This window comes from Acidobacteriota bacterium, assembly GCA_016208495.1.
Classification (GTDB): domain Bacteria; phylum Acidobacteriota; class Blastocatellia; order Chloracidobacteriales; family Chloracidobacteriaceae; genus JACQXX01.
In genome coordinates this window covers 14864-28042 of the sequence record JACQXX010000006.1, presented here as the reverse complement: position 1 = coordinate 28042, position 13179 = coordinate 14864, and the positions used below count along the sequence as shown (strand labels likewise).

General features: G+C 48.7%; 12 protein-coding genes. 7 read left to right on the top strand and 5 right to left on the bottom strand.

Annotation, left to right across the window (positions count from 1 at the left end):
- Positions 1-9: 9 nt before the first annotated feature.
- Positions 10-1347, bottom strand: a complete 1338-nt coding sequence (locus HY774_00985; protein ID MBI4747036.1) for a hypothetical protein — start codon at positions 1345-1347, stop codon at positions 10-12.
- A gap of 81 nt (positions 1348-1428) precedes the next feature.
- Positions 1429-1911 carry a hypothetical protein gene (locus HY774_00980; protein MBI4747035.1) on the bottom strand — a complete coding sequence of 161 codons (483 nt, stop codon included), beginning with the start codon at positions 1909-1911 and terminating at the stop codon, positions 1429-1431.
- Between the two features lie 287 nt (positions 1912-2198).
- On the opposite strand from HY774_00980, the gene HY774_00975 reads away from it, so the two are divergent.
- From HY774_00975 to HY774_00945, 7 genes are all read left to right on the top strand, one after another.
- On the top strand, positions 2199-2696 hold the full coding sequence (locus HY774_00975; protein ID MBI4747034.1) for an Rrf2 family transcriptional regulator: 498 nt from the start codon (positions 2199-2201) through the stop codon (positions 2694-2696).
- Between the two features lie 50 nt (positions 2697-2746).
- Positions 2747-4183, top strand: a complete 1437-nt coding sequence (gene sufB, locus HY774_00970) for a Fe-S cluster assembly protein SufB (protein MBI4747033.1) — start codon at positions 2747-2749, stop codon at positions 4181-4183.
- Between the two features lie 199 nt (positions 4184-4382).
- Positions 4383-5156 (top strand): Fe-S cluster assembly ATPase SufC, encoded by a 774-nt coding sequence (gene sufC / locus HY774_00965; GenBank protein MBI4747032.1) that lies wholly within the window; start codon positions 4383-4385, stop codon positions 5154-5156.
- Positions 5157-5303: 147 nt separating this feature from the next.
- On the top strand, positions 5304-6647 hold the full coding sequence (sufD, locus tag HY774_00960) for a Fe-S cluster assembly protein SufD (GenBank protein ID MBI4747031.1): 1344 nt from the start codon (positions 5304-5306) through the stop codon (positions 6645-6647).
- 260 nt (positions 6648-6907) lie between these two features.
- The gene (locus HY774_00955; GenBank protein ID MBI4747030.1) at positions 6908-8167 is read left to right on the top strand and encodes a cysteine desulfurase; all 1260 of its coding nucleotides are present in this window, start codon (positions 6908-6910) and stop codon (positions 8165-8167) included.
- Positions 8168-8620, top strand: a complete 453-nt coding sequence (locus tag HY774_00950; GenBank protein ID MBI4747029.1) for an SUF system NifU family Fe-S cluster assembly protein — start codon at positions 8168-8170, stop codon at positions 8618-8620.
- Positions 8621-9042: 422 nt separating this feature from the next.
- The gene (locus HY774_00945) at positions 9043-9522 is read left to right on the top strand and encodes a hypothetical protein (GenBank protein MBI4747028.1); all 480 of its coding nucleotides are present in this window, start codon (positions 9043-9045) and stop codon (positions 9520-9522) included.
- Positions 9523-9612: 90 nt separating this feature from the next.
- Here the strand turns inward: HY774_00945 and HY774_00940 are convergent, their stop codons facing one another.
- The 3 genes from HY774_00940 to HY774_00930 form a co-directional block, all read right to left on the bottom strand.
- On the bottom strand, positions 9613-11166 hold the full coding sequence (locus tag HY774_00940) for a hypothetical protein (GenBank protein ID MBI4747027.1): 1554 nt from the start codon (positions 11164-11166) through the stop codon (positions 9613-9615).
- A 258-nt stretch (positions 11167-11424) separates the two neighbouring features.
- The gene (locus tag HY774_00935; GenBank protein ID MBI4747026.1) at positions 11425-12219 is read right to left on the bottom strand and encodes an ABC-2 family transporter protein; all 795 of its coding nucleotides are present in this window, start codon (positions 12217-12219) and stop codon (positions 11425-11427) included.
- Positions 12220-12288: 69 nt separating this feature from the next.
- Positions 12289-13074 (bottom strand): ABC-2 family transporter protein, encoded by a 786-nt coding sequence (locus HY774_00930; protein ID MBI4747025.1) that lies wholly within the window; start codon positions 13072-13074, stop codon positions 12289-12291.
- Positions 13075-13179: the final 105 nt, after the last annotated feature.

The following is a 13179-nucleotide window of genomic DNA, read 5'->3' as shown; positions in this document are numbered from 1 at the left end:
ACCTGCCAGTTATTTGAGTGAAGCTTTTAAAATGATGTGCTGGTTGAGTTTATCAGGTGGAAACATCGTTCCATCCTTGTCAAAACTCTCCCACTGGCTGTTGGCGATAAAGTAAATTGAGTGGTTGACGATCACCCCCAGCGTTGGGTCTTCCAAATGCTGGGTTCCGCGTTCGATTACAGACAATTTTTCAATCCGGGTGAGTTTGGCATCCAGTTCAAGCCGAATCACACGCTTGGGCAGAATTCCGTTTTGCATCCCAATCAGTGAATTCTGGTGCAGGTACAGCCCATCAATCCCAAGCAGCAGCATCTCTGGGGAGGCTGGTACCAGTGAAAATGTTTTGGTTGTCAGATCAATGACGCCGATTCCAACTGAATAATCCGCCACAAACATCCGTTTGCCATCTGGAGTCACCGCCAAACCCTGTGGCGAAACAAAAGGAGACGTGTCCAGAAAACGTTCGAGCGAATCCGTGGTGGTTGAGATCCGATAGAGCCCGCCAGATTTGCTGTCAGTGACATACACATCACCCTTTGGATGCAATTCCAGGTCACCGAAAACGTGACCCTGTTCAGAGTTGGGCAAGATGTATTTCTTTACGAGTTTATGGGTCTTCAAATCATATTGAAAAATCCCAGCCTGACCGTCTTCCTCAGCTTTGAAGCCTTCAATTTCCCGCACCACCGAGGTACACAGCCAGAGCCGGTTGCGTTTGACATCAATTTTCATCCCAAACACGCCCCATAACCCATCCTGGCCGCTCGTGAGAAAGTCGGAAACCTTGCCATCCTGGGTAATTTTAAAGACTTTGCGTTTGCGAACACTGCTGACCAGAAAGGCTTTTTCAGATGGAAGATAGGCAATGCCTTCGGTAATCAGCCCTTTTTCAGCCAGTTCAAAGGCCACCTGGCTCCCGGCGACTGGTTTTTTGAGCCCTTCAAAGGTTTGAACCGCTTGAGTAAATTCGGATTTTGCCTGCAAGGGTTTCAGATCTTCATCCTGGTTGAGGTCAATGTAATTTCCCATCTGGGAAAGCTGGGTCAGCAACCGCAGGCTTTCAGATTGATTCCCGGTAAGAAAGTTGGCGCGAGCCAGGTGATAGAGGATAGGCGGGAAATTTGGTCGGAGCCTTGCAGCTTCGCGCACATTTTCCAGATAGGCGGCAAAGTCTTGCTTTTGATATGCCTGGATTCCTTTGCGGGCCAGGTCCCTGGATTTTTGAACCGGGTTTTCAGACGGTTGATTTTGGGCTGAAGCAAACGCACCTGTCGTCAAGATAAGGCTCAGCAGCACAATAAGTAAGGAAAATCGGCGCAATGAACGCCGTGAGAGAAAAGGTCTCATAGCAGTTTGAAGTCGGTCCTTGGAAAGAAATTTGAGGAGTGAGGTATAAGCTAAAGATTCAGATGTTGGAAAACAAGTTCTTCAGCGTGTCGGGCAGGAAACACGAGAAAACTGAAACCGTTCAACTCGATTTTTCCCTTTCACCAGCCCTGAAACTGTCACTTCGAGGAAATCAGGTTTCGTCAATCGGTACTCAATCTTTTGGGGAAAGTCGTGGTCTGGGTTTTCAAAGGTGGCCTCTGTCGCCGATGCCGCTGTTACCTGAAACGTGGCGGTTTTTTGACCTGAGGGGTGAGCCGTAAAAACCAGATTTGGTCCATCCTGGCGCAGTTCCATAAACTCAAAAAAGGCGAGTTTCCCGTTTTTGACCATTCGACCCATGCCGATCATTGTCCCGCCTGAGGGCGCCAGCCACTGTTCCTGGTGGTGGACAGCCTGAGTTTTAAATTCCCAGTAGCCGCCGAGCCAACCAAGTGATTGAAGTTCCGGTTTGGGTGTTTGCAGAGAGCAAAAGTTCACCATTGAAAAAACAAAACATACACTGACGGAGAGGAAAAAATTCATACTACCTCAAAAAAGCGAGAGTTTACGGCGGAGCAGGCCGGGTAAGAGGCGGTAAAGGATTCTACACCATAGGTTTGATTGGGCAATGGATCTGGTTCAAGTCGGTGAAAATGCTGGATAAAGTGGAGCAGCGTGGGACAAACGGTGTTGCGAAGTGTCAGAAAGGCCCACGGTGTGAAAGGGAACAATACTTGACAAAAAAGTAAGGTATTCAATAGAGTGACCCTGCTCGCTTTCTGAGCACAGCCAAAATCCCCAGGTGACACCATCACACATCGAATCAACTTATGAGAATTACCGCACTTGAAGAGTACGGCCTCCGGTGTTTGCTGCAACTTGCACGCCAACCCGAAGGTGACTCGCTTTCACTCAAGGAAATTGCTAGACGCGAGGGCATCTCGACGGCCAATGCCGGAAAAGTGCTCTGGCTCCTCAGCAATGCCGGCATTGTTCGGTCAGTTCGAGGTGTCAAAGGGGGGTATGTGCTGGCCAGGGCGGCCAGCGAAATCTCGGTTGGCGATATTATCGGCGTTTTGGATACCGAAGCGATGGACGATCATTGCAAGAGTTTTTCCGGTGCCCAGGAGGTCTGTGTCCATCACGATGACTGTGGCATCCGACCGGTACTCCATACCCTGAACCAGACTGTCCATCAGGTGCTTGGAAAAATTACCCTCGCGCACCTGATTCATTCCGAAGGCGATGTCAACCAGCGGTTGTTTCAGCTTCGGCGCATTCCAAAAACGGGAGAACTCGAAGCCACCGCCTTCCGGTCATCAATGTAGGAACCAGAAGAACAAAAAGTGGAGCGATTTTTAGGGTTGGTTGAAGGAGAATTATGAGCACAATTGCGGCACTTGCAGAACAGGAATACAAGTACGGGTTTACCACTGAAATTGAGTCGGAGGTCGTTCCGCGCGGGCTGACTGAAGATACCGTCCGCCTGATTTCCGAAAAAAAGAACGAGCCGGCGTTTATGCTTGAGTTTCGACTCAAGGCGTTTCGCCAGTGGCTGAAAATGACGCCGCCGGCCTGGTCAAACGTCACCTATCCGGCCATTGATTTTCAGGACATCATTTATTATTCGGCCCCGAAACCCAAAGCCAAACTCAATAGCCTGGATGAAGTTGATCCGGAATTGCTCGACACCTTTGAAAAGCTGGGCATTCCGCTCAACGAACAGAAAATGCTGGCCAATGTGGCGGTTGATGCCATTTTCGACAGCGTTTCGGTGGCAACGACCTTTCGAGAAAAACTGGCTGAAGCCGGTGTGATCTTCTGCTCATTCTCCGAAGCCCTGCAGCACTATCCAGAACTCATCAAAAAATACATGGGTTCAGTCGTGCCAATCAGCGACAATTTTTACGCGGCGCTCAATTCGGCTGTGTTTTCCGACGGTTCGTTTTGCTTTATCCCCAAAGGCGTAACCTGCCCGATGGAGCTGTCAAGCTATTTTCGAATCAATAACCCGGACACCGGGCAGTTTGAACGAACATTGATTGTGGCGGAAGAAGGTGCTTCCGTGTCATATCTTGAGGGGTGCACAGCGCCCCAATTCGATAAAAATCAACTCCATGCAGCCGTGGTTGAGCTGGTTGCGCTCAACAATGCCACGATCAAATATTCAACCGTGCAAAACTGGTATGCCGGCGACAAAGACGGGAAGGGTGGGATTTATAATTTCGTTACCAAGCGCGGAAAGTGCCTGGGCAACAATTCAAAAATTTCCTGGACACAGGTTGAAACCGGGTCGGCCATCACCTGGAAATACCCAAGCTGTGTGTTGATTGGGGATAATTCAGTTGGAGAGTTTTATTCAGTCGCCCTGACCAACCATCTTCAGCAGGCTGATACCGGCACGAAGATGATCCACATCGGAAAAAACACGACCAGCACAATTGTGTCGAAGGGAATTTCCGCTGGCCGGTCAAACAATACCTACCGTGGATTGGTCAAAATCATGCCGGGGGCTGACAATGCCCGCAATTACACCCAGTGCGATTCAATGCTCATCGGGCAAGCCTGCGGGGCCAATACCTTTCCCTACATTGAAGTTCAAAACAACTCCGCCACGGTTGAGCACGAAGCTTCAACGTCAAAGATCAGCGAAGAGCAGATTTTTTATTTCCTGCAGCGTGGTATTTCACAGGAAGACGCGATTTCAATGATCATCAACGGCTTTTGCAAAGAAGTCTTCCGTGAATTGCCAATGGAATTTGCCGTCGAAGCGTCACGGTTACTTGGAATGAAACTGGAAAATTCAGTGGGATAATCAATGAGTCAATCGTCAGTCGTCAGTGGTCAGTTGTTCGATACTTTGATTTCTTAGAATGACTTCACTGCCGGCTGATGAGCGTGACCAATTTCAATAAGTACAAATCAGGTGGCGGGAAGCCAGGAACAAGGCACAAGTCGTTTTTTCAAACCCTGAACCCTGAACCCTGAACCCTGAACCCTATACAGGTGAGGAAATTGTGTTAGAAATTCGAAATCTGCATGCCACCGTCAACGACATCGAGATTCTGCGTGGAATCAATTTGACGGTGAAGCCTGGTGAAATCCACGCAATTATGGGCCCAAACGGCTCAGGCAAAAGCACGTTGTCCAAGGTTCTGGCCGGTCATCCAAGTTATGTCGTGACCGAAGGCGAAATCGTGTTCAAAGGCACAAATTTGCTCGAACTGGCGCCTGATGAACGGGCTCGCGAAGGCATCTTCCTGGCGTTTCAGTACCCGATTGAACTTCCAGGTGTGAGCAATGCCACGTTCCTGCGACTGGCTTATAACCAGATTCGCAAACACCACGGCGAAGAAGAGCTTGACCCGTTGGAATTTGACGATTTGCTCCAGGAAAAGCTGAAAGTCATTGAAATGGACAAATCGTTTATCAACCGATCCGTCAACGAAGGCTTCTCCGGCGGTGAAAAGAAACGCAACGAGATTCTGCAAATGGCGGTTTTAGAACCCAAACTGGCCATTTTGGATGAAACGGATTCTGGCCTCGACATTGATGCCCTGCGGATTATCTCCAATGGAGTCAACAAACTCCACACAGATGACAACGGTATTATCCTGGTGACGCACTATCAGCGGTTGCTCAACTACATCACGCCTGATTTTGTGCACGTGCTGTACCAGGGCCGAATTGTGAAATCCGGCGGAAAAGAACTGGCGCTCGAACTCGAAGCCAAAGGCTATGACTGGATTAAGGAAGAAGAAAAAGAATTCCGTCAGGCCGCGAAATAGAATGAAGAATTGAGAGTGATTAAAGTGATTAGTGGTTAGTGGTTAGAAATCAATACCTTCCAAGAACCGAGAACTAACCACTAACCACTAACCACTAACCACTAATCACTAAAATTGGTTTCTTCATTCTTGATTCAAAAGGGATTTATGACTCCTGAACCATCAAAACAAAAACATTTGTATCAAAGCATTTTTGAAGCAGTGTCAAAAGCTGAAGCCGGCACGTCACCACAATGGCTGGTTGATTTGCGTGCGGCGGGTGTGGCGGCTTTTGAACGGATTGGGTTTCCGACCATTCGGGATGAAGAGTGGAAATACACCAATATCGCACCAGTTACCAAACAGGCATTTACTCCTGGTGTTGCCGGACATGTTGAAGCCGTTTCAAAGCTCATCCCGTTTTATCCTGAAGCTGAATCCAGCCGACTGGTATTTCTCAATGGCCGGTTAAACCACGAACTCTCGGCGTTTCCATCTCTCCCAGCCGGATGTGTGGTGGGGCTGCTGGCTGACGTCTGTGAGACACACCCGGAAGTGGTGCAAAAATACTTCGGGCAGGTGGTTGTTCCAGATCGGAATGGGTTTACCGCGCTCAATGCCGCCCTGATGGGTGAGGCCGTGGTGATTTATATTCCCCGAGGCAAAGTGGTTGAGACACCAATCAATTTGTTTTTTGTCTCAGATCACGCGGCTGATTTTCAGGCGACGTTCCCACGGGTGCTCATCGTTGCTGAGCAAGCCAGTATCGCGACGGTGGTTGAAAACTACCTGGCGCTCGATGATGAATCAGGCCGGTTTGGCGACCGTCCATACCTGACCAATGCCGTCACCGAAATTGTGCTTGAGGATGGTGCCATCCTGGAGCATTACAAAGTCCAGAAAGAAAGCCTGAACGCCTATCATATTGCCAACACCAGGGTTCGCATCCAGCAGGCGGCGGTGTTGAACGGGTATTCTTTTGCGCTCGGTGGTCAGATTTCCCGCAACCAGATTGATGTCGCGTTTACGGCGCCTGGTGGTGAGTGTGCCTTGCAAGGGTTGTATTACGTGAGCGGGAAACAACTGGCAGACGTGCATTTATCGGTTGATCACGCCCATCCGAACTGCACCAGCCAGATTCTCTACAAAGGAATGCTGGACGATAAGGCACGCGGCGTGTTTGATGGGAAAGTTTGGGTCCGAACCGATGCCCAGGGAACAAACGCCAACCAGACCAATAAGAATTTGCTGCTTTCAACCAGCGCCCGCGTTGACACCAAACCGCAACTTGAAATTTTTGCCGATGACGTCAAATGCAGCCACGGTGCCACCGTCGGTCAGCTCAACAAAGACGAAATTTTCTATTTGCTCAGCCGCGGGCTTCCACTGGAACAGGCCCGAACCATGCTGACTTTTGCTTTTGCCCAGGAAGTTGTGGATCGAATCAAAATTGAATCCATCAAATCGGGACTGGGCCGGGCCATTTCAACCCGCATTGCCGGACGTGGTTAAGAACCATTACTGAAGAATGAAGAACCCCTCTAGTGATTAGTGATTAGTGATTAGTGATTAGTGGTTAGAAATCAATACCTTCCAAGAACCAGCCACTAGCCACTAGCTGTAATGACAACTCAGGTTGTTTTGATGATTTTGAGCTTTCATCTGATTTTTCAAAGGATTACCTGAGGCGACTGAAACAATGTGAGTTGTCATTACCACTAACCACTAGCCACTCATCACTAACTCAGAAAGACTTTTGGAGAAAAAGTGATATGGCAGTTGCACAAAATTCTTTGGCGGTGGCTGAACCGCCTACGTTCAATGTCGAACACATTCGGGCTGATTTTCCAATGCTCAGACAGCAGGTGAATGGGAAACCGCTGGTCTATCTGGACAATGCCGCCACGAGCCAGAAACCGCACGTCGTGATTGACCGCATCAGCCGGTATTATTCGGAAGAATATGCGACTGTGCGGCGCAGCATCCATAAACTCTCTGAAAAAGCCACTATTGCCTATGAACACACGCGCGAAGTGGCCGCCCGGTTTTTAAACGCTCCAGCAACCCGGCAGATTATCTACACACGTGGCACAACCGAGGCGATCAATCTGGTGGCCCGTGGATATGGGGCGAAATTTATTTCAGCCGGTGACGAAGTTCTGGTTTCGGCCACCGAACACCACGCCAACATTGTGCCCTGGCAAATGATTTGTGCTGAAAAAGGGGCGACGCTGCGGGTGATCCCGGTCAATGACCAGGGTGACTTGATCCTGGAAGAATATGAAAAACTGCTGACTGACTGCACCCGAATGGTATGTGTCGGGCATGTTTCCAATGCGCTTGGGACGATTCACCCGATCAAACACATGATCGAACTGGCCCACGCCAAAAATATTCCATTCCTGGTGGATGGCGCTCAGGCGGCGCCGCATATGAAGGTTGATGTTCAGGACCTGGACTGTGACTTTTATGCATTTTCAGGCCATAAAGCGGTTGGTCCGACGGGCATTGGGATTTTGTATGGCAAGGCCGACCTGCTCGAAAAGATGAATCCGTTCCTGGGTGGCGGCGATATGATCGAATCGGTCACGTTTGAAAAAACGACGTATGCTCCGATTCCACATAAGTTTGAAGCTGGCACCCCTGCGATTGCCGAAGTCATCGGTCTGGGGACAGCGATTGACTATCTGACTGGAATTGGCCTGGATCGGATTCAGGCATATGAACACGAATTGTTGGAATATGGCACCCAGGTGCTATCAGCGATTCCACAGGTGAAGATAATTGGGACAGCGGCCCACAAGGCGGCGATTATTTCCTTTATTTTAGATGGCGTTCATCCACACGATATTGGCCATTTCCTTGATCAGGAAGGGGTTGCCATTCGTGCCGGTCACCATTGCGCCCAGCCGGTGATGAAACGGTTTGGCGTCCCCGCCACGGCTCGGGCTTCGTTTTCTTTCTACAATACCCGAGAGGAAATTGATGAACTGGCCAAAGCGATTCTGAAAACGATAGAGGTATTTAGCTAAATGTCGAGTTACAACAGCGAGTTGTACCAGCAGGTCATTCTCGATCACAACAAGAATCCCAGAAACTTTAAGACGCTTGAAAACCCGACGTGCATGTGCGAAGGGCACAACCCGCTCTGTGGTGATCAGATAACCGTCTTTATCAACCTGGATGGACCGGTGATCAAGGAAATTACTTTCACGGGCGTGGGATGTGCGATTTGCAAAGCCTCAGCCTCGATGATGACGGCTTTTATTAAGGGAAAACCCAAAGACGAAGCCGAAGTGCTGTTTCACGAATTTCACAAAATGGTCAAAGGCGAGCTGAATGTGAATTCTGAAGCGCATCATCTGGGGCGGCTGGCGATTTTTTCAAACGTCAGTCATTTTCCGGTGCGGGTCAAATGTGCCAGCCTTCCCTGGCACGCGATGCACTCGGCTTTAGAGCAAAAAGGATCTGCCTCAACCGAATGAGGCATTGGAGCCTGGCTTGCAGAAGCCAGCCTTTACAACGGTGTTCGTCTCGTACAAGCAAGTGGGCTGTATGGAATGATTGGGTACATTCCATACAGCCTTTTTTTGTGAGGTTATCCCATAGGGAGGCCATTCAAGCGCCGGAAGTCATCCGCCTCAGGAAGATGAAGCGTGCCAATAATAGAAAAAATCAATTTAATTTAATTTGGAAGGATATATCAAAGGAAGATAAATTCGTTTCTGTGTAAATTCTGAAAAATAAGAAGGCAATCTCTTTTTTTATTGAGGTAAAGCTTGATTTGAAAAGGGTTATTGTTTTTTTGGATTATAGTGGACAATTGACTTGAACTCTGGCACGCGAGTTGTTCTGAAGTGTGTATCGTTCAATAAACATTACTCATTTCACTTGGAGGTTTGTCTCAATGTTCGAAGTTTCTTCAAAAATTAAATCTTTCGCCCTGTTGTTGTTAATTGTGTGCTGTGCGACGACCGTGGCGTTGAGCCAGAATCGGCAAAAATACGGGAAGAATATCAAATTGTTTTATGGTGAAAATGGTATTCAGGTTGTTGCGGTACAGGTCGGTTCACCAGAAAATAATGAATTTCTCGTAAAAATCAGTGGAGATGATTTTCCCCTGAATGGAGTGATTGAGAAACATAAGCTGGTGGATACCAGTTCCTCTGCAACGTCCAGGCTTGATTATGTCAAGAAAGTCAATGGGGAAGATTACACAACCATGTATTTCCGTAATGGCAATGGCTGGGTGTATATTGTCAATGCAGCAGGTGAAGGACGTGAATATCGCGTTTATGGTCCGGAAACGATCAACGATGAAGAATCTGCAAAATCCCTGTATCTGGAATATTTAGGCCAGCAGGAAGACGCGAGCAATACCAATTAATAAAAGATTTGAGATCAAGAAAAAACCAAAAAACGGCAGGTCATTTGACCTGCCGTTTTTGGTTCTTACAGGGATTTTTTGTTCAAATAATCAATGACAGCAGGCAGGTTTTTTGGAAACCGCACCGTCTTTCCCAAAATATTTCTGCCAGGGAAGGGTTTTGGACTTCGACACTTCTGGGCGGAAGGCATCAGCCCAGTTGTACATTTCAACCGGTGAACTAAACAGAAGGCTGGATGCCATTTTCAATTTGGCCTGCTGCATAATGTCCACACCGCCCATTTTGATTGGAGGCTGGTCGGCAATCATGGCCTGAATCGGGTCAACTTCCTGGTATCTGGCTTTCTGATTTGGTGATTTGTCTGTCCAGGCAGACACATAATTCATAAAAACGAGGCACATTTCATCAGTGGTCTGTTCGCCCCATTCAACCTGCTTTGGTGGATTGTTTGGGTTCAGCGGGTTGGCCATTGAATTGTCATAGATGGCGGTTGCCGTAATAATCGTGCCGCCAGGAAGCGTGATTGGTTCCTTGAAGGCATAAGTGCCCTGCCAGCGGAAATCCCAGGTGGGAATATTCACCAGACAAATTTTTTCACCACCAGGGAGTCTGGCTTCGACCTGAATGCTTTTTCCCAGCAAATGCATGTGGGGCGTAATTCCCAAAACTTTGATGTTCCAGAAAAACGGAACCGTCATGACGGCTTTGACTTCGTGGCTGGGGGCGCCGGCTGGAATCTTGAAGAATGGATTGACGACTGGCAGTACCTGAAGCTCAGTTTCAACCGGCTCTTTGGCAAAATGCAGCCCCAACCGGGTCCGGTCGGTAAAGGCGGTACCATTGGGGTGGTAATGCACCTGCATCACGATGCGCGAGTTTTTCGGAATCTTGACGCCGATTCCTTTGGGTGTAAATCGAGGAAAGTTACCTGGTGCCCACCCACCCAGCAGTGCCGCTGGGATGAATCCCGGACCACCAAATGAAGTGTATCCAGGGGCCGGGTCGTCAGCATCCAGGCGTTCAGCCTCTCCTGAAGTATCAACAAACAGCAACACGTGATGCACGACTTCAGCCGCATCCGGCAGGATTTCTGAGGCGGTCAAGAAGGCTTCCTGATCAAACTTGTGTGGTAATACAAAGCATTGATAAATATCATCGCCTGAAGCTGGAATCGAAAAAGCTTCTGGGGAAGCCAGTTCAAGCTCCGGTTTGCCGAGTAACCAGTCGGACGAAAAGTTGACTGGTGGCGGAAGATGTTTCGCTTTTCCCTCTGGGGCGCCAGCATCGGCCCAGCGCGCAATCAGGTCAATATCTTCGGCTGAGAGAACCCGCTCATCATTAAAACTTCCACAACCAGATGCTGCTTTCCAGGGAGGCATGCGTTTGGCCTGGGTTTCGGCTTTGATTGCCTGTGCCCAGGGTTTTGCCTCGTCATAGGTCATCAGTGAGAATGGAGCAATGTAGTTCGGGTGATGACAGACCTGACAGTTTTTCTGAAAAATACGAACAATTTCTTTATTAAACGTGGGGACTTTTTGCTTTGATTGGGCAGCAACCGTTCTTTGCAGCCAGGGTTTGGAATAGGAAATAAGAAATAAAGTTCCAGCAAAGATCAACAGAGTCAGCAAAATAGCTTTTCGCATAGACGGCGTTCCTGAAATGGTAAGGAATTCAATCGGTGGTTGAGTGGATGCCGAATTATAGCCTTGAATCTTTCAGAAACGCACCAAAGACGTGCTGAATGACCGAATACAAAGGGCGAATGACGAAGAATGGAGAATGAAGAAGGTGGTTAGTGGTTAGTGATTAGAGATCAAGACTTTCGACCAAGAACCAAGAACCAAAAGCTAACCACTAACCATTCACTGGTTTCTTCATTCTCCATTCTCCATTCAGCTCAGTTAGCCACGCATATTCATCAAATTCCCTGATTCGTACCGGCGCAGGCCATAATAAAAAACTGATCCACCAATCCCCACCGCCAGCACGCCTCCCAAAAATGAAAGAGCCGCATGAAAAAGGGAAAGCTCCCGCAAGGCAGTGATGGGCAGGTTATTGATAAACATGGCTGGAATGGCGGTAAACAAAATGACTTTGACCGGCCCTTCAAAAATAACTGACGGGTAGGTACTGAAGGTGATTAACGAGAAGCGCAACTGTTCAGCCAACCCTTCTGAGTTTCCAAGGAAAAAGGCGAGGCTTCCAACCAGAATGTTAAATCCGAGAAAAACCATGGCCGCCGAAATACTCAACAGGAAGAAGAGCAGGAAATGAACTGGATCTGGTCGGACTATCGCCAGATAAATGACATACCCAAACAGTGCATCGCCCCAGGCTGTGGCATTGGTGCGTCCCAATAAGAGATGGGGGAGCAACGCACGCGGATACAGCATCCAGACATCAAGTTGACCCTGGACAATCAGCGATGAAAGCGAAAACGCATTGCCACAGATGCCATGTGAAATTCCAAACCCCGCAGCCGCAATCGCCCAGACGGTAATGACGTCTTTGACATCCCAGCCCCGCAGGACTGGAAATCGGGTAAAGAACAACCACCAGAAGGTCACCCACACAATGTCGTTCAAAAACATAGCCACGACTTGTGAGATAAAGGCGCCACGGTAGGCCAGTTGGGCTCTGAGATTAAACTTCAGGTAGGCGACTGCGAGCCAAAGAAAACCAGTAAGTGACGAAATCATAAATCCAATGATGGTTCAAGGATTAGAAAAAACTAACTTTTTCAGTTGTTTAACTGTTGTCCGGCGTTACCCGCCGTGGGCGGAAATCCGTTTCAGGGCAAGCCGATACACAAAAGAGACGATAGTGCCCAGGACCGCGATACCAAGTGATTGTTTGATGATCAGGTCAATCAACTGTGACCAGCCTGGTGCCACAAACATGTGTGCGGGGCCATAGACCATACTCGCGAAGGGTAAGATCCGAACAATTGGCTGGATGGCATCTGGAAAGAGTTCAATCGGGATCAACAACCCGCCTAAAATCATGGTGATCCGCGAATAAATCAGTGTCAGGCCGCCAGTATCCTCCAGCCAGAAAGCACCAAGGCCAATCAGAAACATCCCCAAAAAATCGAGCACAAATGCCAGGGGAATCGAAACGGCAAACATTGCCAACCCTGAAAGGCTGATTGAAATCGGTCCGACAAAAACCAAGGAAATCAGGGTGGCGACCGTCGCATTGAGGAAAAAGCGAACCGTGCGTTCCCCAAGCGTTGAAAACAGCCGGTACAGCGGATACGACAGTGGGCGGATTAACTGAACGGCTAGCGCTCCGGTCCGCACATCCTCATCAACCTCAGTCGAAACACGTGGGCTGGAGAGAATAATTGATTCTGTAATTGCCAGATACCAGAGCATTTGGGCCAGTGTAAAGCCGCCAAGTTGCTGGGCGCGGGTTTCTGAGAATGTCAGTTTCCAGAGCTGTAAAAAGATATACAAAATCACCCCTAAAAAAATGACGCGAGCCGCCACTTCAGTGAGGTAAGCCAGATTTGATCGGATAGAGGTAAAAGCAATCCAGAGGTATTTCATTTTGGGGTTCGGGGTCTCAAAGTTCTTCATTCCCTCAAATTTGCTCAAAATACTGACCGCTTGCCTGGGTTGGTCTCTGATGTGGTTGATCCGACTAAGAAAAGG